Origin of the sequence: Acidovorax sp. Root217 (assembly GCF_001428645.1) — a bacterium.
Lineage (GTDB): Bacteria > Pseudomonadota > Gammaproteobacteria > Burkholderiales > Burkholderiaceae_C > Acidovorax.
In genome coordinates this window covers 326,609-349,795 of the sequence record NZ_LMIH01000005.1, presented here as the reverse complement: position 1 = coordinate 349,795, position 23,187 = coordinate 326,609, and the positions used below count along the sequence as shown (strand labels likewise).

16 protein-coding genes are annotated in these 23,187 nt (G+C 66.4%); 8 read left to right on the top strand and 8 right to left on the bottom strand.

Annotation, left to right across the window (positions count from 1 at the left end):
• Positions 1-356: 356 nt before the first annotated feature.
• Complete coding sequence (locus tag ASE31_RS03160) at positions 357-1,466, bottom strand: carboxypeptidase regulatory-like domain-containing protein (RefSeq protein WP_057266349.1); 1,110 nt, start codon at positions 1,464-1,466, stop codon at positions 357-359.
• Positions 1,467-1,779: 313 nt separating this feature from the next.
• Here ASE31_RS03160 and ASE31_RS03155 point away from each other — a divergent pair, with 313 nt between their 5' ends.
• The 8 genes from ASE31_RS03155 to ASE31_RS03120 are packed head-to-tail and all read left to right on the top strand — an operon-like array spanning position 1,780 to position 11,155.
• The gene (locus ASE31_RS03155) at positions 1,780-2,508 is read left to right on the top strand and encodes a TetR family transcriptional regulator (protein ID WP_057200060.1); all 729 of its coding nucleotides are present in this window, start codon (positions 1,780-1,782) and stop codon (positions 2,506-2,508) included.
• A gap of 3 nt (positions 2,509-2,511) precedes the next feature.
• Positions 2,512-3,423: an SDR family oxidoreductase gene (locus tag ASE31_RS03150; protein WP_057200059.1), complete on the top strand. Its 912-nt coding sequence runs from the start codon at positions 2,512-2,514 to the stop codon at positions 3,421-3,423.
• Positions 3,420-5,033, top strand: a complete 1,614-nt coding sequence (locus tag ASE31_RS03145) for an acyl-CoA carboxylase subunit beta (RefSeq protein ID WP_057200058.1) — start codon at positions 3,420-3,422, stop codon at positions 5,031-5,033. Before ASE31_RS03150 ends, ASE31_RS03145 begins: the two co-directional genes overlap by 4 nt.
• 54 nt (positions 5,034-5,087) lie before the next feature.
• The gene (locus ASE31_RS03140) at positions 5,088-6,269 is read left to right on the top strand and encodes an acyl-CoA dehydrogenase family protein (RefSeq protein ID WP_057200057.1); all 1,182 of its coding nucleotides are present in this window, start codon (positions 5,088-5,090) and stop codon (positions 6,267-6,269) included.
• Between the two features lie 13 nt (positions 6,270-6,282).
• Positions 6,283-7,098 (top strand): enoyl-CoA hydratase/isomerase family protein, encoded by an 816-nt coding sequence (locus ASE31_RS03135; protein WP_057200056.1) that lies wholly within the window; start codon positions 6,283-6,285, stop codon positions 7,096-7,098.
• Positions 7,095-9,065 (top strand): biotin carboxylase N-terminal domain-containing protein, encoded by a 1,971-nt coding sequence (locus ASE31_RS03130; RefSeq protein WP_057200055.1) that lies wholly within the window; start codon positions 7,095-7,097, stop codon positions 9,063-9,065. The genes ASE31_RS03135 and ASE31_RS03130 overlap by 4 nt, the downstream gene beginning before the upstream one ends.
• Before the next feature lie 13 nt (positions 9,066-9,078).
• Positions 9,079-10,251, top strand: a complete 1,173-nt coding sequence (locus ASE31_RS03125; RefSeq protein WP_057200054.1) for an acyl-CoA dehydrogenase family protein — start codon at positions 9,079-9,081, stop codon at positions 10,249-10,251.
• Positions 10,252-10,264: 13 nt separating this feature from the next.
• Positions 10,265-11,155, top strand: coding sequence for a 3-keto-5-aminohexanoate cleavage protein (locus tag ASE31_RS03120; protein ID WP_057200053.1), 891 nt, complete (start codon positions 10,265-10,267; stop codon positions 11,153-11,155).
• 55 nt (positions 11,156-11,210) lie between these two features.
• On the opposite strand, the gene ASE31_RS03115 is transcribed toward ASE31_RS03120, so the two are convergent.
• From ASE31_RS03115 to ASE31_RS03085, 7 genes are all read right to left on the bottom strand, one after another.
• A complete protein-coding gene (locus ASE31_RS03115; RefSeq protein ID WP_157412329.1) occupies positions 11,211-11,756 on the bottom strand; it encodes a hypothetical protein in 546 nt (181 codons plus the stop codon).
• Between the two features lie 210 nt (positions 11,757-11,966).
• A complete protein-coding gene (locus ASE31_RS03110) occupies positions 11,967-13,310 on the bottom strand; it encodes an IS110 family transposase (protein WP_057200244.1) in 1,344 nt (447 codons plus the stop codon).
• 273 nt (positions 13,311-13,583) lie between these two features.
• Positions 13,584-15,227 (bottom strand): hypothetical protein, encoded by a 1,644-nt coding sequence (locus ASE31_RS03105; protein ID WP_162261374.1) that lies wholly within the window; start codon positions 15,225-15,227, stop codon positions 13,584-13,586.
• A 77-nt stretch (positions 15,228-15,304) separates the two neighbouring features.
• Positions 15,305-16,840, bottom strand: coding sequence for a methyltransferase regulatory domain-containing protein (locus ASE31_RS03100; protein ID WP_057200243.1), 1,536 nt, complete (start codon positions 16,838-16,840; stop codon positions 15,305-15,307).
• 105 nt (positions 16,841-16,945) lie between these two features.
• Positions 16,946-19,264 (bottom strand): tetratricopeptide repeat protein, encoded by a 2,319-nt coding sequence (locus ASE31_RS03095; RefSeq protein ID WP_057200050.1) that lies wholly within the window; start codon positions 19,262-19,264, stop codon positions 16,946-16,948.
• A gap of 232 nt (positions 19,265-19,496) precedes the next feature.
• Positions 19,497-21,206, bottom strand: a complete 1,710-nt coding sequence (locus tag ASE31_RS03090; protein WP_057200049.1) for a bluetail domain-containing putative surface protein — start codon at positions 21,204-21,206, stop codon at positions 19,497-19,499.
• A gap of 413 nt (positions 21,207-21,619) precedes the next feature.
• Positions 21,620-23,173: a c-type cytochrome biogenesis protein gene (locus ASE31_RS03085; RefSeq protein ID WP_057200048.1), complete on the bottom strand. Its 1,554-nt coding sequence runs from the start codon at positions 23,171-23,173 to the stop codon at positions 21,620-21,622.
• Positions 23,174-23,187: the final 14 nt, after the last annotated feature.

Genomic DNA, 23,187 nt, shown 5'->3' with positions numbered 1-23,187 from the left:
CGAAGGCGTAGGGGTTTGGTTCGGTGTATTCATGCGCTTACGTTATCACCGTGGCCAGCGTGCCGCCGCATTAACCCTGCAAATGTCTCTGTTAAACGGGCACTACGGATTGTGAGCCAGGCTAACCCATAGGGCTCAAAAGCAGGGCCAAATTGCTGGAAGACTTCGCCGAAATTGCCTCCATCGCTATCAAAAGCATTGCAAACCTGGCGAAGAGCCACATGGTTGCGAAGAACAATCTGTCACCCCTCAGACAATCGCGACGCAATGCAAAAAGCCCCGGCACCTTGGGTGCCGGGGCTCGAATTGGGCAGGACGCGGACACTTCAAGCGCCTTGCGGCGTCTGCCTGCGCAGTTATTTCGCCAGGTTCCGGAACACTGAAGGGCTCTCCGCCTGGCCCAGGCCGGTGCCTTCGGCAATCGGCAGTTCGCGGGCCACGCTGCTCGACGATACGTTCGCCATCACCGAATTGACCGGCGCCACGCCCACCGACCCATCGGCCAGCACCGTCAGCTCATAAACCGTCCAGACATTGTTGGAGCCGGTATAGGGTGCTGCTGGCGGCGTGAAGGTGTAGGCCTGGCCATTGGAAAGCTCCAGCCGCACGTTGGCATTCGACGTGCCGAGGTTGCCAGAGCCCGCATAGTGGTGCACCGAATAGCGGTAGACGCCCGGGCGCAGCGCGCTGGCTGCGCTGGCCGTGGGCGGGCAGGTCACCGTTTCCGGGCCATAGGACGAGATGTCATCCACATCGAGCGCGCACATGTCGCCGGATGTCTTGGCGCCAAAGTACACATGCCAGCGCGAATTGGCGCTTGCAGCAGGGCCCGTCAGGTGCGAATCCAGGTCGCGCGGGTTCTCACCCCAGGTCAGGATGGTGCGGAACTGGCCGGCAGCCAGCCCGCCCGCGCTGCCGCTGGCCGGCGACAGGGCCACCGCCACCTGGTTGGGGGCGGAGCAGTTGAGCAGCACCGTCTGGTTGGCGGGTGAGTAGTTGGGCGCCGTCGTGGTCACGGTGAAGAAGCCTTGCGCCAGCCCCGCGAAAGAGGCCACGCCCTGTGCATTGGTGGTGGCCGAGCGCGTGCCCAGCGTCACCGACGCATTGGCCAGGGGCTGGTTCGCGCCCCGCAGCGCATCGAACACCGTCACCTGGGCCGTGGCGCACTGCACCGAGCCCGACCCGCCGGTCTGCTGCAGGCCCACCGGCACCAGGTGCAAGGTGGCAGGGTCGAAGCGGAACAGGATGTTGTAGTTGGATTCCACCGTGGTCGTGGTACCCGGCTGTTGCGGGTTGGGAACCGGCACCAGCAGGCGCAGGTTTTCCAGCAGCACGTCCGTCTGGTTGACGCCCGCGCCACGCGTGCCGGAGAAATCGATGACCTGTGCCTGCGCACCAAGCGCCAGGGCGGCGGACGCGGCGACCACTGCGCAACGCGCCCAGCGGGCAATGCCGTATGTGTTCATGAAACCAGCCTCTCGTTGAATGGATCGCGGAGCGTAGGAGATAACTGCCGCCGTGCCAAATCACCGCCAATGCGCAAAAGAACACTTTTACGAACATTAAACCGACAAAGCGTGACAGATTTCGCAAAAACCGCCATTTTTGCAGCGCGGCCTGTTTCAACTTGATGGATGAATCAACGATTGGGAACAATTTTGTGGGCGTCGTCCGTGCACTCTGTCCATACACCGGAACCACGAACGCCAACAACCTGATCCGTTATTTTTACAAAGCACTTGCTTGCTAAAAATAAAGTGTTTTGCTATCGTGCAGAGCATGGAAACCCCCGCTGTCCGGCGCAAACGTCCCTCGCCCCCCCGCCCCCCTGAAGCCCCGCCCACACCTGCCGCCCGCATCCGCAAAACCGCCGTCGGGGTGGCAGAGGAACCCCGGCGCCCGCGCGGCCGCCCGCGCAAGACCGCCGAAGAAGTGGATGACGGCAACCGCCGCCGCAAGCTCATGGACGGCGCGGCCAAGCTGTTCCTGACCAAGGGCTTTGCGGCCACCACCACGCGCGACATCGCTGCGGCGGCGGGCATGCACAGCGGCTCGCCGTTCTACCACTTCGAGAGCAAGGGTGCCCTGCTCCATGCGGTCATGAACGAAGGCATGGTCATGGCCCTGCAAAGCCAGCAGCAGGCGCTGGCCGCCCTGCCCCTCGACGCCTCGCCGCGCGAGCAGCTCCAGGTGCTGATTCGCCACCATTTCGAGATATTGCTCGGCCCACGCAGCGGCTTCATTCCGGTGATGCTGTACGAATGGCGCTCACTGACGCCCGCGCAGCGCAAGGGGATCGCCCGCGTCAAGGACGCCTACGAGGCCGCCTGGATGCCCACGCTCGACGCCCTGTCACGGCAGGGCGCACTGCAGGCCACCCCCGGCGTGGCACGCCTGTTTCTTTTCGGGGCACTGAACTGGGCCGTGCAGTGGTTTGCCCCCAAGGGCGGCAAGTCGCTGGACGAGCTGACCGGCGAGGCGCTCGCACTGTTCATACGGGAGGCCTGAGCCATGTACCAGAGCGTGTTCGCACCCGGCCTGTTCGCGGGGAAGGTGGTGATCGTCACCGGCGGCGGGTCGGGCATCGGCCGCTGCACGGCGCACGAACTGGCCCGGTTGGGTGCGCAGGTGGTGCTGGGCGGGCGCAAGGCCGACAAGCTGCAGGCGGTGCAGGCCGAGATCGCGGCCGACGGCGGGCAGGCCTCCTGGCATGCCTGCGACATCCGCTCCGAAGAGGCCGTGGCCATCGTGGTGCAGCAGGCCCTGGCCGAGCATGGCCGCATCGACGCGCTGGTGAACAACGCGGGCGGCCAGTTCATGGCACCGCTGGCCAGCATCTCCGCCAAGGGCTGGGAGGCCGTGCTGAACACCAACCTCACCGGCGGCTTTTTGATGGCGCGCGAGTGCCACCGGCAGTGGATGCAGGCCCAGGGCGGCGCCATCGTCAACATCGTGGCCGACATGTGGGGCTCCATGCCGGGCATGGGGCACAGCGGCGCGGCGCGCGCCGGCATGGTCAGCTTCACCGAAACCGCCGCCCTTGAATGGGCAGCAAGTGGTGTGCGCGTGAATGCCGTGGCACCCGGCTACATCGCATCGAGCGGCATGGACAACTACCCGCCCGCCGCCGCCGACATGCTGCGCGCCATGCGCCACACGGTGCCGCAGGGGCGCTTTGGCACCGAGGCCGAGGTCTCGGCAGCCATCGTCTTTCTGCTCAGCCCTGCGGCCAGCTTCATCAGCGGGACCACCCTGCGCGTCGATGGCGCACGGCCCCAGGCGCGCCTGGGCTGGCCCATGCAGGTGCCCGATGCGGCCACCCAGCAGCGGCCTGCCGTGCGGCCATTCGAGGGCTTTCACCGCGCGCAGGTGCCGCGCGTGTTTGCAGAGCAGCCACAGCAGCCTCTGGAGGCAGCGCCATGACGGCCTTCGCCTCGCGTTTCAATGCCTTGGCGCCCGACGTGCAGCGGCGGCGCAGCGCCCAACTGGCGCGCCTAGAAGCCCTGCGGGCACTCGAAGACCGCGCCGCGGCTGCCTCGGCCCGTTCGCAACCGCAGTTCGACAAGCGCGGCCAGTTGCTGCCGCGCCAGCGCGTGGCCCTGCTGCTCGATGCCGGCACGCCCTGGTTGCCCCTGGCCACGCTGGCCGGCTACCTGCAGGACACGAAAGACCCGGCCCAATCCGTCCCCGGCGGAGGCATCCTCGCAGGCATCGGCATGGTGTCGGGCGTGCGCTGCATGGTGGTGGCCAGCGATTCAGGCATCGAGGCCGGTGCCATCCAGCCCATGGGCCTGGACAAGATCCTGCGCGTGCAGGAGATCGCGCTACAGAATCGCCTGCCCTTCGTGCACCTGGTGGAAAGCGCGGGCGCCAACCTCATGCGCTACCGGGTCGAGGGCTTCGTGCATGGCGGCAGCCTGTTCCGCAACCTGGCGCGGCTGTCGGCGGCCGGCATTCCGGTGATCACCGTGCAGCATGGCTCGGGAACAGCCGGCGGGGCTTACATGCCCGGCCTGTCGGACGTGGTGATCATGGTGCAGGGGCGCTCGCGCGCCTTTCTGGCTGGGCCGCCCTTGCTCAAGGCCGCCACGGGAGAGATCGCCACCGAGGAGGAACTGGGCGGCGCCGAGATGCACACCAGTATCTCGGGCCTGGGCGAGTACTTGGCACTGGATGACCGCGAGGCCATTGGCATGGCGCGCGACGTGGTGGCGGCATCTGGCTGGGCGAGCCAGCCCTGCGCGTCCACGGCCTCAGGCCCGACACTGGATGCCGATGACCTGCTGGCCCTGATGCCCGACGACCTGCGCCAGCCCGTGGACATGCGCGAGGTGATCGCGCGCCTCGTCGATGGCTCCGAGCTGCTCGAATTCAAGGCACGCTACGGCATGGCCACCGTCTGCGCCCAGGCGCGCATCGATGGCCGCCCCGTGGGCTTCATCACCAACAACGGCCCCATCGACGTGGCCGGCGCTAACAAGGCTGCGCACTTCATCCAGTGGATGTGCCAGTTGGGCCACCCCATCGTCTACCTGCAGAACACCACGGGCTTCATGGTGGGCAAGGACAGCGAACAGGGCGGCATGATCAAGCATGGCAGCAAGATGATCCAGGCAGTGGCCAACGCCACGGTGCCGCAGATCACCATCCAGTGCGGCGCCAGCTTTGGCGCCGGCAATTACGGCATGTGCGGGCGCGGCTATGCACCGCGTTTTCTGTTCAGTTGGCCCGGCGCCAAGACGGCCGTGATGGGCGGCGAGCAGGCCGCGCGCACCATGCAGATCGTGACCGAGGCAGCGCTGGCGCGCAAAGGCATCACGCCCGACCCGGCCGAGTCGCAGGCCCAGTTCGACAAGATCGTGGCCATGTTCGAGGCCCAGGCCGATGCCTTCTACACCAGCGGCCTGCTGCTGGACGACGGCGTGATCGACCCGCGCGATACGCGCGCCGTGCTGGCCCTGTGCCTGGCCACCTGCGCCGACGCACAGGCGCGCGGCCTTCACCCCATGCAGTTCGGGGTGGCCCGAATGTAGACACCCATCCCTCTTTTTTGCACTGGTCCACACAAAAATCAACGGAGACAAACCATGCAGTTCACGCACGAGCACCGCGAGATCCAGAAGACCCTCAAGCGCTTCATCGACGAGGAGATCAACCCCCATGTGGACGAGTGGGAGGCGGCCGAGATCTTCCCCGCGCACGAGGTCTTCAAGAAGATGGGCAAGCTCGGGCTGCTGGGCCTGTGCAAGCCCGAGGAATACGGTGGCTCGGGCCTGGACTACTCCTACTCCGTGGCCATGGCCGAGGCGCTGGGCCATGTGCACTGCGGCGGCGTGCCCATGGCCATTGGCGTGCAGACGGACATGTGTACGCCGGCCCTCGCGCGACATGGCAGCGAGGAGCTCAAGCGCGACTTTTTGGCCCCTGCCATTGCGGGCGACACGGTGGGCTGCATCGGCGTGAGCGAGCCTGCTGCGGGCAGCGACGTGTCGGGCATCAAGACCACGGCGCGCAAGGATGGCGACGACTACGTGATCAGCGGCCAGAAGATGTGGATCACCAACAGCCTGCAGGCCGACTGGATGTGCATGCTGGTCAACACCGGCGAAGGCCCCGTGCACCGCAACAAGAGCCTGGTGATGGTGCCGCTGCGCGACGGCCCCGGCGGCCAGCTCACCAAGGGCGTGGAAGTGGCACAGAAGATCCGCAAGATCGGCATGCACAGCAGCGACACGGGCCTGCTCTACTTCGACGAGGTGCGCGTGCCGCAGCGCTACCGCATTGGCGCCGAAGGCCAGGGCTTCATCTACCAGATGCAGCAGTTCCAGGAAGAGCGCCTGTGGTGCGCCTCCAGCACGCTGGAGGCGCTGAACAACTGCATTGGCTGGACGATAGAGTGGGCACAGGAGCGCAAGCTCTTTGGCGGCGCGCTGGCCGACCAGCAGTGGGTGCAGTTCAAGCTGGCCGAGCTCAAGACCGAGGTGGAGGCCCTGCGCGCGCTGACCTACCGCGCCTGCGAGCTCTACGTGGGCGGGCAGGACGTGCTGGAACTCGCCTCCATGGCCAAGCTCAAGGCCGGCCGCCTGAACCGCGAGGTGCCCGATACCTGCCTGCAGTTCTGGGGCGGCATGGGCTTCACGCTGGAGAACAAGGTCTCGCGCATGTACCGCGATGGGCGCCTGGCCTCCATCGGCGGCGGCGCCGACGAGGTGATGCTGGGCATCCTCGCCAAGACCATGGGCATCGCCAAGCGGCCCGCCGCCCACTGAGCCAGGACACCGCATGCACGACGCCCTGCTGATCGACCGCGCGCCGCTGGGTACCGGCCTTTTCTGCGAGACCTGGACCCTCAACGACCCGGCCAGCCGCAATGCGCTGACCGATGCCATGGTGGACGCGCTGCTGGGTGCCTGCACGCGCGCGCAGAGCGATGCCGCGCTGCGCGGCGTGGTGCTGCGCGGCGCGGGCGGCCACTTCTGCGCGGGCGGCAGCCTGGGCGGCTTTGCCAAGGCCATCGGCCAGCCGCTCGGTGCGGGCATGACCGACCCGCTGGTGCCGTTGAACCGCCGCTTCGGTGCCTTGCTGCAGGCGCTGTGCGGCCTGCCCCAGTGGCTGGTGGTCGCGGTGGAAGGCCCGGCCATGGGCGGCGGCCTGGGCCTGGCCTGCTGCGGCGACCTGGTGCTGGCGGATGCGGGCGCCCAGTTCGGCGCGCCCGAGGTCACGCTGGGGCTGGTGCCCGCGCAGATTGCGCCGTTCGTGGTGCGGCGGCTCGGCCCTGCGGCGGCCCGGCGGTGGCTGCTGTCGGGCGCGCGCAGTGGGGCGGCTGCCGCGCTGCAGGCGGGGCTGGTAGATGAAGTCATCGAGGGCGCGATGGATGACGCTGTGCAGGCCGCCGTGCAGCGCATGGCCACCACCGCACCCCAGGCTATTGCGGCCACCAAACACCTGCTGCTGCAGGTACAGAGCGCCCTGCCGCTGCCCGCCCTGCTCGACGATGCCGCCCACCAGTTTGCCCGCGCGCTGCGTGGACCGGAGGCATCCGAGGGGCTGGCCGCCTTCACGGCCCGCAAGGCACCACCCTGGAACCCTGCGGCATGAAAAAAATACTGATTGCCAATCGCGGAGAGATTGCCAGGCGCATCGTGCACACCGCACACACCATGGGCATTGCCACCGTGGCCGTGCACTCCGACCCCGATGCCCAGGCCCTGCATGTGCGCGAGGCCACGCAAGCCGTGGCGCTGGGCGGCAGCGCCAGTGCCGACAGCTACCTGCGCATCGACAAGCTGCTGGCGGCAGCACGCGCCACCGGTGCGGACGCCGTTCACCCGGGCTATGGCTTTCTCAGCGAGAGCGCAGAGTTCGCGCAGGCTGTTGCCGATGCGGGCCTGGTCTGGATTGGCCCATCGGCCGGCGCCATACGCGCACTGGGCAGCAAGGCCGGCGCCAAGGCGCTGGCCCAGGCGCAGGGCGTGCCCTGTCTGCCGGGCTACGCGGGGGCCGACCAGAGCGACGAGCGCTTTGCGGCGGAAGCTGCGCGCATCGGCTTTCCCCTGATGGTCAAGGCCGTGGCCGGTGGCGGCGGGCGCGGCATGCGGCTGGTGACCGAAGCCGCCCAGTTGCCCACAGCCCTGGCCAGCGCACGCTCCGAAGCGCTGGCGGGCTTTGGCAATGGCGACCTGCTGATCGAGCGAGCGCTACTCAACCCGCGCCATGTGGAGGTACAGGTGTTTGCCGATGCGCAGGGCCACTGCATCCACCTGGGCGAGCGCGATTGCTCGGTGCAACGGCGCCACCAAAAACTGATCGAAGAATCGCCGAGCCCCGCTGTGGACATGGCCCTGCGTGAGCGCATGGGCGCCTGTGCCGTGGCGCTGGCCCAGGCGGCAGGGTACGTGGGTGCCGGCACCGTTGAGTTTCTGCTCGACGATTCAGACCAGCAAGGCAGCTTCTACCTGATGGAGATGAACACCCGCCTGCAGGTGGAGCACCCCGTGACCGAGGCGCTCACGGGCCTGGACCTGGTGGAGTGGCAGATCCGCGTGGCACGTGGCGAGCCGTTGCCGCTGGTGCAGCACCAGGTGGCACTGCAGGGCCACGCCATCGAAGTGCGGTTGTGCGCGGAAGACGCGCACTTCACACCGCACACGGGGCAGGTGCTGTACTTCGCCGCGCCCCCGGCGACGGCATTTGAGCGCGCCGCCCTGGGCAGGCTGCGCTTTGACCATGCGCTGGAGCAAGGCACCGAGGTCACGCCCCACTACGACGCCATGCTGGGCAAGCTCATCGTGCATGCCGCCACGCGCGGCGAGGCCATCGATGCACTGGTGCGTGCGTTGGAGGGAACCGCGCTGCTCGGGTTGCCCAGCAACCGCGCCTTTCTGGCAGCGTGCCTGGGCCACCCGCAGTTCCGCGCCGGGCAGGCACGCGTGCCCTTCCTCGCACACGAGGGTGATGCGCTGCGCGCCACACTGCGCCAACAAGAACAGACCGCCTTGCTGCCCAGTGCCATGGCAGCCTTGTTCCCGCCCCGCACCACCACCCTGCCCTGCAGCTTTGCGCGCCCCATGCGGCTGCGCCACCAGGGCGAGGTGCTGCCGCTGGCCGTGCGTGAATTGGGCCCTGGACAGCTGCGCGTTGAACAACAAGGTACCGAGCCGGAATTCGTCGGCATGTACCTCACGCCGCTGCCCGACGGGCGCGTGCAATGCGCCATGGAGGGCGTGACACGCGCCGTGCGCACGGCGGCAGTGGGCCCGCACCGCTGGCACTGGCAGGCCGGTGGTGTGGAGGGCTGGGTGGAAGATGCCTCTTGCGAACCCGCCGCACGCGCAGGCACGGCCGGCGGTGCCAACGAGCTGCGAGCCCCCTTCAACGGGCGCGTGGTGGCGGTGCCCGTCTCTGCTGGCGAGGCCTTGCAGGCAGGTGCCACGGTGGTGGTGCTCGAATCCATGAAGCTCGAACACAGCCTGGCCTGCCCCACGGCAGCCACGGTGGCCGAGCTGCTGGTGGCGCCGGGCCAGCAGGTGGCGCCGGGCCAGGTGCTGGCGCGCTTTGCCATGTAGGAGGCATGAGCCGATGAGCAACCCATCACCCGCCAATACCGAATTGCTCGCTGACAGGGCGGCGCTGACCGACACGGTCACGCGCTTTGCCCGCACCGAGATCGCCCCGCATGTGGACGGCTGGGACGCGGCGGGTGAATTCCCCCGCACGCTATACCGCCGCGCGGGCGACCTCGGCCTGCTGGGCCTGGGCTACCCCGAGCAGTACGGCGGCACACCCGCCAGCTATGCGCTGCGCCTGCCGCTGTGGCAGGCCCTGTGCCGCTACGGCACCAGCGGTGGCGTGCTGGCCAGCCTGCTGTCGCACAACATCGGGTTGCCCCCCGTGCTGGTGCATGGCAGCGATGCAGTGCGCAACGAGGTGATCCCGCCGGTGCTGGCGGGCGAGCGCATTGCCGCGCTGGCCATTACCGAGCCCGGTGGCGGCTCGGACGTGGCGCAGCTGGCGACCACCGCGCGGCGCGAGGGCGACGAATACGTGGTCAACGGCGAAAAGGTGTTCATCACTTCGGGCATGCGCGCCGACTGGATCACCGTGGCCGTGCGCACGGGCGAGGCGGGCAGCCGGGGCAGTGGCGGCCTATCGATGCTGCTGGTGCCGGGCGACAGCGCGGGCCTGTCGCGCAGCGCACTGGCCAAGATGGGCTGGCTGTGCTCGGACACGGCGCACCTGCGCTTTGACAACGTACGCGTGCCCGCGCGCTACCTGCTGGGTGCCGAAGGCGACGGGTTTCGCATGATCATGGGCAACTTCAACGCCGAGCGCTTTGGCCTGGCGGCATCGGCCCTGGGCTTTGCCGAGGCCTGCTACGACGAGGCTTTGGCCTGGGCGCGCCAGCGCAAAACCTTTGGCGCCCCGCTGGTGGCGCACCAGGTGATACGCCACAAGCTGGTGGACATGCAGATGCGCATCCACTCCACAGCCGCCTGGCTCGAATCGGTGGCCACGCAGGCCGATGCGGGCCACACCGGCGCCGAGTGGGTGGCCCAGGTCTGCCTGCTCAAGAACCACGCCACACAGACCATGCAGTTCTGCGCAGACCAGGCCGTGCAGATTTTGGGCGGCATGGGCTACATGCGCGGCACCGTCAGCGAACGCATCTACCGCGAGGTCAAGGTCATGATGATCGGCGGCGGCGCCGAAGAAATCATGAAGGACCTGGCGGCCCGGCAACTGGGTATCTGAAAGAGACATCGCCATGACGACGACCACAGACAAAGCCATCATCACCTGCGCCATCACCGGCGTGCTGACCGACCCCACACAGCACCACGTGCCCGTGACGCCCGAGCAACTGGCGCGCGAAGCCCGCCGCGCCGTGGATGCCGGCGCCGCCGTGGTGCACGTGCACTTTCGCCAGCAAGAGGCCGGCAAGGGCCACCTGCCCTCGTGGGACCCGCAGGTAGCGCGCGATTGCGTGCAGGCCATGCGCGAGGAGTGCCCCGGCCTCATCATCAACCAGACCACCGGCGTGGTGGGGCCGCACTACCAGGGCCCGCTGGACTGCCTGCGCGCCACCCGGCCCGAGATGGCGGCCTGCAACGCCGGCTCGCTCAACTACCTGAAAGTGCGCAGCAACGGCACCTGGGCCTGGCCGCCCATGCTGTTCGACAACCAGCCCGCCAAGGTGAAGGACTTCATCGATGTGATGCTGGAGACAGGCACCCTGCCCGAGTTCGAGTGCTTCGACGTGGGCATCGTGCGCTGCGTGGAGATGTATGTGCAGACCGGCATGTACACCGAGCGCCTGCCCGAATACAACTTCGTGATGGGGGTCGAGTCGGGCATGCCGGCCGACCCGGACCTGCTGCCCATCTTGCTCAAGCTCAAGATCAAGAATGCACCGTGGCAGGCCACCGTGATCGGCCGCCAGGAGATCTGGCCCGTGCACCAGCGCGTGGCCGAGCTGGGCGGCCACCTGCGCACGGGGCTGGAGGACACGTTCTATTTACCCGATGGCAGCAAGGCCACCTCGAACGGGCCACTGATAGAGCAACTGGCCCAGATGGCGCGCGGCGCGGGGCGCAGCGTGGCGTCGCCGCAGGAGGCGCGGGAGCTGCTGGGCTTGCAAGCGACGACCACTGCTTGACGAGGGCCGGCTGCCCACGGCCTTAGGCCAGCGGCCCGGCAGCGATGTGCCGTCCTCAGACCAGCAAAGCACCGGCGTCGACGCCCACCAACTGCACGATGGCTGCGTCGACCGGCTGGTGCTCCGCCGCCGAACTCCAGGCTGCGGCGCCTGCAGGCGCACCCTTGGGCGAAGGGACGCCGTTGGCCGAATTGGTCGAGTACATGTAGGCCTCTGCGATCTCCTTGGCCCAGGCCGCAGCGGGGGCGTTGTAGACGGCCATGTCGCCGGTGGCATTTTCCAGGCCCAACAGGGCATGGCCCAGTTGCACGGCCACGATGCCCACATTCTCCTTGCCTATGGCGTCGAGGTAAGAGACCAACGCGCCTTGCAGGCCAATGTCGTACGACATACCCATGTTGGTCACGATCTTCAGCGCCAGGGCCCCCGACGACAGGTGCTGGTAGTTGGCGCCGAACTGGAAGGCGTAGGCCTCCCAGCTTTGCGGCGTGGCACCAGCAGCCATCTTCTGCTGGTAGAAAATCGTGCTCGAAGGGGACTGGTCGTTGAACGCACGGTTCAGAATGCTGACTTCGAGTTCGGCAGAGAGGACAACGGCCACAAACAGCTCCAAAAATAGTGAAACGTGCAGAGCATAGAGCCTATGTGCCAGTGGCTTCAAGAAAACATTGCTCGCCAATATGGGGCATGGACATTCTCCCTCGTAGTGGCCCTACCCTTTGGTGTTGGGCTTTTGTGGATGCTCCATCCTGCCCCCCCCGCTATGACCTCTCAAGAAACACCAGATAACTGATTGATTTTTCTGGTGTTTTCAGGCGGCGTTGTCGGAGGGGACGAGTTGCATGCCCATGGCCTTGGCCTTCTGGGCGAGGTTGTGCAACACCCGCTGGCGGTAGCGCTCCTCGAAGTAATCCTGCCCCCGGTCGGTGTACTCCTGGCCGTGGGTCAGCATGGCGTAGATCAGTCGAGCCAGCTTGTGGGCCGCGGCCGTGACGGCTTTGGGCTTGTCCATGCGCGCGCACATGCGCCGGTAGTACGCGCCCAGCGCCGACTGGCTCGAACGCAAGGCCGCCGCCGCCAGACGCAGCGCCTGGGCCGCGCGGTTGGCACAGCGCTTGGTCTTCCCACTCATGACCTTGCCCCCGGTGATCTTGGTGCCCGGACACAAGCCCAGCCAGGAAGCGAAGTGCTTGTCGCTGGGGAACTTGCCCATGTCCGCACCCACCTCGGAGACCACCACCAGCGCGGTGGTCACATCGATTCCGTCGATGCGAGTGAGGTCCACGCCGCACATCTGGAAGAGCTGTGTGCGCAGATCGAACTTCGGGGCATTGCGCGAGCGCCCGCGCTTCTTGCCTTTGGCCGGGGCGTCCTCGCGCACATGCAGGGCCTGCAACTGCGCCTGAACCTGCGCGTCGCACTCGGCCAGTTGGGTGCCACAGAAGTCAAACGCATCCAGGGCCTGCTTCAGGGCAAAGAGATGCTCAGCGCGCCAGCTGCCTTGCAGGCTCTTGGCGATCTCGTCCTTGCTGGCACGGATGCGCGCGTTCTTGAGCTGGGCCAGAGCTTGCCCGTCACGCTCGCCCGCGACGATGGCGCGCAGGATCTTCTGCCCTGTCTCGCCGGCCACGTCGGAGATGACATTGGCCAGCTGGATGTTCATCTGTGTCAGGGCCTTTTGCATGTGCTGCACGAAGCGGCCCTGGCTGCGCAGCAGCATGGTGCGTTGGCGACTGAGCGAGCGAAGCACGCAGACCTGCTCGGCCGGGCGGAAGGCACCGCGCAGCAGGCCAAAGCTCATGAGCTGCTGCAGCCACTGGCAGTCCAGCACATCGCTCTTGCGGCCCGAGACGTTCTTGACGTGGCGGGCGTTGACCAGCAGCACGGAGAAGCTGCGCGATTCGAGCAGCTCGTACAAGGGTATCCAGTAGACCCCGGTGGACTCCATGGCCACGGTGTCCACGCCGCAGGCGTCGAGCCAATCGGCCAGGCGGTGCAGGTCGGTGGTGAAGCTGGCGAACTCGCGCACGGGTTCATCGTCGCGGTCCGGCGGCACGGCCACGAAGTGCGCGGCGCTGCCGATGTCGATACCGGCGGCGTTGGGGTGGGTCAGGGAGATGGCCGACTGTGTGGTGGGCCGCTTGCGTTGTGCCATGGCATCCTCCATCATGAGAAGTGGAACGTGGCACCGGCTCGGGTACGTCGTCTTGATCACTCTCTCAAACGGGATGTCTGCATCGGACCAAAAGGCCCGCTACAGGCTCACCAATGTCGATGACGCAGCCCATGACCACGCTAACCCGCGGGCAATGTGCACCATTGCTATGTCGGTCTTCGCCGGTGCCGCGTTCCACCTTGCCACATTCAGCAGGCCAACGCCACGTGTTTCTTCGGAACGGTTTGCGGCGCGGGCGGGCCGATTACTTCGCTAACCCGCCAACCCTCCCAGGATGGCCGTGTTGCCAACCGCTACCCCACGCGTTCCCGGTGGAGTGGCAGCTCGCCGGTCGAAGGCCGGGCCGCTGAACGACTGTGTCGACACGAACTTTCCGGCCGTCGCTACACGCACCATCGCGCCCGCAGCAGTAGCCTCCTGGGCAATGCCCAGAATGGAGGCTGCTTGGGGAACGGACAGATGGATGGTTGCCGCACCGGTGGATGGCTGGCCACACACCACGCTGGCCAGCATGCCATTGGACAGCACCTCAGTCCACGCATACGACAAGGGATATGAACTGGATGTGCTCAAGGTGAGCGTGTTTTCAACGGCCGACAGGTCGGCACTCCAGCTGCTCAGCACGACGGTGAACCCGCCGCCCACCAAGTGCGACACCATGACCGGCCCATTGCCCGCACGGTCGATCAGCATGAACGGTGCAAAACCGGCCACCACCGACTGCCGCAGGCTGACCCCCGCATTGTCGTACTCGTACAACTGCCCTCCCACCGCCAGCCAGAAGCCGCCAAACTGGCGAGGGCAGATGCACACGGTGTTGGGCATGCCTGCGCCCCCCGTGGCAGCCAACACCGTAGTGAGAAAATTGCCTGCGGCGTCGTACAGGCGCACGGCTGCGGCGGTGCTGCTGGACGGGTCGACAAAGGCCAGGTTGCCATTGCCCAATTCCATCGCATTGCGCTCCGCAGGAGTCACATTGCGGTTGGCGGTCACGGCCGCCAGCGTGGTCAACGCCCCTTGCAAGGCCCCTGCGGCATTGAAGCGTGCAAATCGGTAGGCGGTGGCCGCAGCACTGCGGTAGTAGTGCAGCACAAAGCCCCCTGCGGCCAGGGGTAGCACGCCAACACAGCTCGGGTTGGCGCCCGCCTCCACCACCACCTCGCTGCCCTGCAGCACCCCCGACACGTTGAAGCGCTTGAAGGCCAGGTCATTCGACCCATTCTTGGCATAGGCCACCACGACATCTCCGCCGGCCAGGGTCGCCACGTTCCAGCTCTGGTTGTCATTGTTGGCAAGCGTTGCCAGCGTGGATTCCGGCACCACCAGGGCACCCGTCACGGCGGAATGGATGGCCAGCTTGAGGCTCACGCTTTCCAGCCAGACAATGGCGATGCCGTCACCGCCTGCCCGCGCCAGGCGGGTGCCCACCACCCCACTGGTGCTGGTGACCGAAATCCTCGAAAACAGCGGCACACGCATCGGGCCGTAGAGCCGCAGGTTGGCGCCGGTGTCAGACTGCGAACCATTGCCGCTGTAGACAACCGCAAAGCTGCCATTGTCCAACGCCAGTAATGCCCGGAAAATCTGTGCATTAAAGGCTGAACGCCCCCAAGCACTCCCACTGCTCTCAACGGTAGCCGCCGGGACCAGGGCGGTCACCCCGGCCGGCGCATTCTGCAGCGCCAGAGACACGCCATCAGCCGCCCGCCGCACCAAGCCCCCTGCACCCAATTTTGCATAGTCCCCTGCGGTCAGTGCTGTTTCGGCCACCACCGATACCGCCTGGTTCAGCGCGTCCGTGCCTGGTACGAGATGACGTCCCATGGTGTACTTCCTTTCCCCGGGCCATTGCGTGCCCATTTGCCCGGGCAGATTGCCCGTGGCAGCAATGTCCACGGGACGGCCAGGGCGGGAAAGGCTTGGCATATATGCAGCAGGCCCCGGCAAGGGCGCGGCGCGCTGACTTGCGCTTCTCAAGCCACCATCAAGGCCTTCAGGATCGGCAACTGCTTCTGGGCAAACGCCGTGGCCTGGGACAGCAATTCCGCCAGGTTCTCCTCGGGCGTTTCCAGGGCCTGGCCGTCCTTGATGAGTTTTTGCCCTTGTGCCTGCAGCAGCGCCCAGACCACAGGCACCCAGTCTGAAGGCTGCTTCTTGCCCTGCGACAGGGCCACCAGGAACAACTGGGGAAAGCGCGTCACCGCCACAGCGCCACCGCTCACAGGGCTGGCCAGGTAGCCCACTTCGTGGCTGCCGCGCGCCTTTTGCATGATGTAGGCGTTGAGCTTGTCCGTGTGTTTGCGCGCCTTGGCGATCAGGGCATCGTCCTGCACGGCCATGAGGTGGCCCGCCCCGCTGAGCACCAGCATGGCCTGCAGCACCTGGATGAAGGGAACCCCCTTGTCCCTGACCGCCTGCTCGACCTGCGCCAGCGTACGCGGCTTGTGATCGGCCAGAAAATCCAGGATGGGCGTGTAGACCGCCTCGCTCATTTCCGCCGAACCCAGCATGCCCGTGACCTTGAGGGTCACATCGGCGCGGGGGGTGGTCAGCAACACCTTTTGCGCTCGCAGTGCTTCGCTTTGCTCCAGCGGGCTGAGCTTGCGCGCACCACGCACCCAGTAGTCGCGCCGGAACTGCTGGTTGCCGATGAAGTCCCGCGTGGTCTCACGCAAGGTGACGTCGCTCGTGCTGTTGATGAGTGTCTGCTGCTGGGGCGTCAGGTTGAGCGGGTCCACATGGTCCAGGATATGGGCCGAGCAGGCGAACTGCAGCTTGGCCGGCTCCAGCCACTGGGCCAGCGTGGCAAAGTGCATGGGCTCCCAGTCGCGGTTGAAGTACTCGTGGGCCACGTAGTGGCGGTTCTGCTCCTTGACCTTCTTGAAGCGCTCAGGCACCCCAGGGTTGGCACGGGTGTAGCCCGGGTTGGCTTCGAGCAGCTTGTCTGCGAACTCGAAGGCCCCGTCGATGCGGCCCACGATGCCCTGTCCCTCGGACCCCTGCACCTGGGCATGCAGCGTCAGCAAGTGGCGCATGGGCGCAAAGGCCGCCCAACCCGGCAAGGTGTTATAGCTGATATACAGCACGCCCCCCACCTTGAGGCGGGTGCGGATGAACTCCACGATCAGGGCGCGGTTCTCGTCGCTGATCCAGCTCCAGATGCCGTGCAAGCCGATGTAGTCGAACTGCGGCAGGTCCGTGCGCGCCGAAAATTCGGCGAAGGACTCGTCGGTCAGTTGTGCCCCTGCCCCCGCTGCGGCGGCCAGTTCCTGGGCAAAGCCGGCCTGCGCAGGGTTGAAGTCGTTGCCATGCCACTGCACCAGGGAGGCTGCGGCGTGCATGTTGGCGCTCAGCCCCTGGCCAAAGCCCAGCTCGCAGGCCGCGCCCACCTCGGGGAAAGCCAGGCCCTGGTTCAGGAATGCCAGGCGCAGCCGCAAGGGGTTGAGCTCGGAGTAATAGCCGTAGGTGTATCCAATGTCGGCCACATAGCCGGCGGTCCATTCAGACATGCAGAGCAACTCCTTGTTGAGGTGCCGCATTTTGACATGGCGCTGACAACCGCCTGCTGCAGCCCTTGCCAGGAATCTGCCGCCAGCCATGGCTGGCGCAGGCGTTCAGTGTGTGCGCTTGCGCGCCTGGGCCAGCATGCCCACGTAAGCCCCCTCCACCGCGCGCGCAAAGCCCGCTTCGTCCATCAGGGGCCCTTGCTCCATCTGCATGCGCAGGTCGGCCCTCAGCGCGGCCAGCGCCGGCAGGTTGCTGGCCAGGGCCACGGCCTTCTCCACATATTCTTGCTCCGTGGCAGCCACCCATTCGGCATGGCCGGCCCCGTGCAGAACGGCAGCGCCTAACCGCCCCACGCCGGGCCGGCCGCTGAGCGTGACATAGGGAACGCCCATGTACAGGGATTCGATCAGGGTGGTGCCGCTGTTGTGCGGAAAGCAGTCGAGGGTGATGTCCACCTGCCTGAGCACGTCCCACGGCGGGCTGTGGAATCCGCATTCGACGCGCGCGGCATCGATCCCCAGCGCGGCAAACCGCGCCTCGATGCGCCTGGCGAAACCCGCATCCTGCATGTTCTTGCAGTCCAGCACTAGCCGAGATCCAGGCACCCGCTCCAGGATATGGGCCCATGCAGCCAGCAGCCCTTCGTTGAAGCGGATGGCGCGGCTCAACGAGGCGAAGGTCACATGCCCTTTGGCGAGCGCGGGCAAGCCACCGACCTCGCCCATCCCGGTGGCCGGCCGGTATGCCAGATAGGGCCTGTCCATCCGCCAGGGCTTTTCAGCGAAAAAGGGGGCGTCCTGTTCGGGTAGTGCCTGGGCATCGGAAAGGTAGAAATCAATGGCACCGAGGCCGGTGGTGGAGCCAAAGCCCATCCAGCTCACGGACACCGGGGCGGGCTTGAGCGCGAACACGTCCAGGCGGTTGCCCGCCGTGTGGCCGGACAGGTCCACCAGCACATCCACGCCTTTCTCCCGTACCAGCGCCGCCACCTCCGGGGCCGTCATTCCCTTGGTGAAATGCCAGTGCTCCACCAGGTTGCGGTAGGGCGCCCACACCGCGTCCGGGCCGGCCATGCCGGCAAAGGCCGACACCTCGAAGAAGGTGCGGTCATGGTGGGCGAGCAAGGGCATCAGAAAGTGCCTGACCGCGTGGGGCGTGAAGTCTGCAGAGACGTAGCCGATATGGATGCGGGGCTTGGCAGTTCCCCCGCCGGCGGGGACGGGGGCCTGCAAGGCCTCTTGCCCGGCAGGCTGAAAGCGGACCTGGAAGGCCTGGTACTCGGCAAAGATGTCTTCTGCCGTCTTGTCGGGGTGGTTGTTGAGCACGAAAAACCACTTGCTCCAGATCTGCCGGTCCTGGGGCCGCAGCGCCAGCGCCTGGCGGAACAGCGCCTCACAGGGTGCATGCACGCCCAGCGACGCATGGGCCGAGCCCAGCTCGGCCAGCGCATCGGGGTACTGGGGGTGGTTGCGGGGTGCGTTCTGCAAGGCCTGCTCCAGGCAGGCAATCGCATCCGAAATTGCCTGCGCTTCGCGGTGGAGTACGGCCAGGCCCAGCAGTGCCCCGAAGTGGCGGCCATCAAGCTGCAGCGCGGACCCAAACGCCGCCGTCGCCTCGGCGGCCCGGCCCTGTTCGCGCAGCACATTGCCCAGATGGACCCAGGCATTGGCATTGCGCCCTTCGAGCTCCAGCTTGCGGCGGATCAGGGCCTCGGCCTGTGCCAGCTGCCCCAGGTTCTGGTGGGCCAGGGCCAGGTTGTTCAGGACCATGGTGTCGCTGGCGTCGAATGCGAGCGCCCGGGCCAGCGCCCCCTGGGCTTGGTGCCACTTGCGCTGCGCGATCAGGCTCACCCCGAGCGCAGACAAGGTGTCGCGCGGGCTGTGGCCCAGCTGCAGCGCCTGCGCCAACGCAGGTTCTGCACGCTCGCCCTGGCCCAGCGCTAACAGGGTGATGCCCTGGTTGAACCATGCCTGTCCCAGGCCGGGGTGCAATGCGGTGGCGCGCGCAAAAGCAGCCTGGGCCTGTGCAAAGCGATCCAGTTGGTAGAACACGTCGCCGATCTTGTTGCAGAGCAAGGCTACAAGTTCTGCATGTTGCCCGGAGGCTGCTAGATGGGCATCGGCCAGCAGCAGAGCTTGCTCGAAGGCGGCAAGTGCCCCTGTCTGGTCGGCCAACTGCAACAGGCAGTCTCCAAGGAGCAGATGCATCTGCGCATCGCCCGGATGGGCCTCACAGCACTGCTGCGCCCATTGGCGTGCCAATGCCGCCTGCCCCAGGGCCAGCGCACTGCGCCCCCCCCAGAACAGCGACGCAACATCGCGCGGGTTGCCCGCCAGCCCCTGCTGGGCCACGGCCAGGCAGCCCGCGTATTCCCGGGACGCATAGAGCTGGCTCAGACCCAGGGGATTCAGTAGTTCATTCGTCATAGGTAGGGCGTTTTGGCGCAAGCCGCCTAAAAACGCCGCAATGGTAAATCGAGCCGATGGCTTGCGTGGTCAACGGCGCTCAGCCATCGCACAAGGTGCATGGCGAACTGCGCATGCTCCAGACAAGGACAAACTGCGAGCCGGGGAGGCATTCTGAATGCCCATAAAAAAGGCCGCCCGAAGGCGGCCTTTTGGTGACCGGGGAGCAAACCCCGGCAACGAAGCGCTGTGATTAAGCGAACGTGATGGTGGCAGGAGCAGCCACACCGGTCAGCTGGATCAGCACGTCGCCAGCATCCAAGGTTGCAACGTTGTTGTTCACGAAGATGTAGGTATTGCCAGCCAGCGTGAAGCTCACGGCTTGGTTCACACCGATCTGCGTAGCGATCGTCGTCGTCGTGCCAGCACCAGCAGGCAGAGCCGTGTCGGTCAGATCGGAGATGATGTTCAGCAGGTCGCCGGTGGCAGCCAGGTTTTCAGCGATCGTGCCAGTCAGCTTGGTCACGTTGGCAGCCGTCGTGTGGTCAGCGGTCTTCAGGATCAGCGTGTCGCCAGCGGCGAAGTCGGTGATCTTGACAGAAGCAGCGATCAGCTTGGCAGCGGTCGTCAGATCGGTGGCGGTCAGGCTACCGGTCGTGGCGGCCTTGGAGCCCACGTCCAGCGTCAGCACGTCAGCGCCAGCACCCAGGGTGATGGAGTGAGCCTTGTTGGCCGTCAGCGTGATCGTGTCAGCACCGGTGCCGCCGTCGACCGTCACGGCCTTGGTAGCGCCCGTGGCAACGATGGTGTCAGCAGCCGTACCGCCCTTGATGGTCAGTGCGTTCACAGCGCCGGTGGCGGTGATCGTGGCAGCAGCAGTCAGGGCCGAAGCGTCGATGGTCTTCAGCGAAGCAGCGGCTGGGCCCGAAGCGGTCAGGGTCAGGCCCTTGTCGCCGGTCACGGTCAGCGTTTCCAGGGTGTTGCCCACGATGGTCGTGGTGTTGGCCTTCACGGTGCTTTGCAGCGCCAGCGTTTCGATGGAGTCCACTTGCACGTTGCCGCCGGTGGAGCCGCTCAGAACCACGGTAGCAGCGTCAGCCGTACCGGTAGCCTTGGCGAATTCAACGATGGTGTTTTGGCCGGTATCCTTCACGCCGATCGTGGTGCCCAGGGCAGCATTCTTGACGGTCAGGGCAACGGCGGATTCTTCGTTCCAGAATTGCTGGATGCCGGTCACGTTCTTCAGGTCAAAATCCACTGCAAGAGCCGTGGCCTTGATGAAGAAGTTTTCGACGTTGGTCACGGTAGGTGCTTGGGTGGCAGCGATATCAAGCGTAGCGCGCAGCGTGTCGGTGCCAGCGCCGCCGTCGATCACGTCACCGCTCTTCAGGGTAGCAACGGTCGTGGCAACGATGGTGTCGTTGTTGGCCGTGGTCTTGAACTTGGCTTCAGCAGCTTGGGGCGACAGGAAGTCGTCAGCCGTGGTCAGGGCCAGGGTCACGCCGGTCACAGCGCCGTCATCGGTACCAACAGGCGAAGCGCTGGTGTTGGCTGGGTTGGCCGAGTAGGTGTACGAAGCGGTCACTTCGGCGTTCCACTTGACAGCAGCGGCGTTGAAAGCAGCTTGGTCGCCCGTGGCGTTTTCCAGGCCGGACAGGATGTCAGCCAGTTGCAGAGCAACGATACCAACGTTGGCCTTGCCCACGGAAACCAGGTAGTCCTTGACTGCGGCTTGCAGGCCGGTGTTTGGCAGCACGCCCAGGTTGCCCAGGATCTTGGTGGACAGAGCGTCTTCGGTCAGACCGACGAAGCTCGAGCCGAAAGACAGAGCGAAAGCATTGTTGCCAACCGAGGTGGCTTGCGTCACTTGGTTGTTGTAAACCGCGTTGGCAGGGGATTGGTCGTTGAACGCGCGGTTCAGCGAGGTGACAACCGAATCGACACCAAAAATTTGCTTAGGCATTTGAAACTTCCTATTAACAGTTGAAAAATGAAAACAAGTTGCTAAAGCAAGGCCAGCCCGTCTAGTGCACCACGCTTGTCTGCCGTGCGTGCCAGTTCAGCCCCATCTTTACAAGTTTGCTCTGGCATTATCACACGCACTTTTAAAAAAATGCCAGCGAATCAAGAGCAATGCCTAGCCAACTTGGGATGAAGTGTAGCAAGCAACCCACCAGAGGGGGCGTGACGCGGATCACAAGTACTGTGCGCTTGTGGGCGACGCCGCTGCGCGGCCCTCTATGTTGCAGCAGGCCAACAACCAGGGGCGGCTCGGCAGAGCACGCATGGGCGGCAACGCCCGAGTAACCAGACGCGCCGGCCATTACCCAGGGACCCAGGGCACGCAGGGGGCACCACGCAAGCCGCCCCTGCCAGCTACCACTGCCCGCGGATGGCGATATACGGCCCGCTGCTGCGGATGGCGAACAGGGGCAGGTTGGCGGTCTGCCGGAAGCCTTCGAAGCCGAATACCGCCACGGCGCCCGGCGCCAGCTGGCGCAGGGGGTGCTGGTACTCGGCGCGCATGGACACACGGGTGGTGTTGCGCACGCGCCCGTTGTCGAGGATGGCACTGTAGGCAGTGGTGTCGCGGTTGTGGCCCAGCTCGGCGTCGACGTACCAGCGGGGCCCCAGGTGGGCGGCAGCGCGCAGGCTGTATTGCTGCTGGCGGCCGCCGGGGCGGGTGGCGTCGGTGGGCATGTCCACCCCGGCGCGCAGGCCTATCTGCCATTGGCTGACGCTCAGGCCCAGGCTGTCTGCCAGCACCTGCTGGGGCTGCGCATTGCAACTCCACTGCAGGGCCAGGCCCGCATAGCGACCCGACAGCACAGGGTTGCTGTACAGGTTGCGCAACTGCGCCTCAGCCCCCACGCGGGTGTTGCAGATGGACGACATTTCAGTTTTGCCAGCCAGGCCTGGGCCGTTGCTGGGCATGTATTTGTCTTGCAACTGCAGGCCCGAGCCCAGATGAAAGCTTGCGTAACGTGTGCCACCACGTGTGTGCAGGCTGGCCATGGCGGCACCTGTGTAGTGCTGCAGCAGGGTGGTGTCGCCAGCAGAGCCGATTTCTCCGGCCACGCGGGAGTATTCGCCCGCCAGTTCGGCCTGGGTGGTTTCGGTCTGCGGGGCACGGGGACTGGAGCGGGAGAGCACGGCAGCGGCCACTTCCACGCGCTGGCCGTCGGCCCATTGGCGCGCCAGGTCCATGCGCACGTCGGCGCGGGTATAGATGCCGGGGCGCGGGAGGCTGGCTTCTTCCACCGGCAGGGTGACGTTGCCGGTGGGCAGGGTGAGCGTGAGGCTGGTGATGCCGGGGGCGCCGGCGAGGTTGCTGTCGCGCCCCAGCCGCAGGCCGGCGTGGCGGCGCCACTGCCAGCCGGTGCTGGCCCGGCCTGCGGCGGCATAGCGCTGCTGGGCCTGGGCCAGGCTGGCGCGCAAGGTGTCGGGCAGGTCGGGGCGGGCCAGCCACTGGCCCAGCAACTGGGTGGCGCTGAGCAGGTCGCCCACGCCAGCCAGGGCCACGGCGTAGTCGAGCCCGGCCTGGATCTGGTCGGGCTCCAGCATGAGTGAGCGCTCCAGGTGCTCGGCGGCCTCGTCGTAGCGGCCCTCCTTGTTGAGCAGTGCGCCCAGCTGGGCCAGCCATTCGGGCACCCGCTGGCAGGTGATCACATAAGGAGTCAGGCGGTCGGCAGGCGTGCCGTCAGGCACGGGGACGCACACGGCAGCCGCAGCGGCCTGCGCGGCGCTGGGTTCTGCACCTGCTGGCGGCACCTGGGGGACGTTGAACGCAGGCGCCATCTCCTGCGCCGGTGCCGACAGCGGAGGCAGGGCACTGCCCTGCCCCTGTGCAACAGGTGCCCGAGGCTGCTGTGCGTGCGCCGCCGCGGCGGCGCACAGGGCCATGGCAAGCATCCACACCGTGCGGGGCATTGAACCCGGGGGGG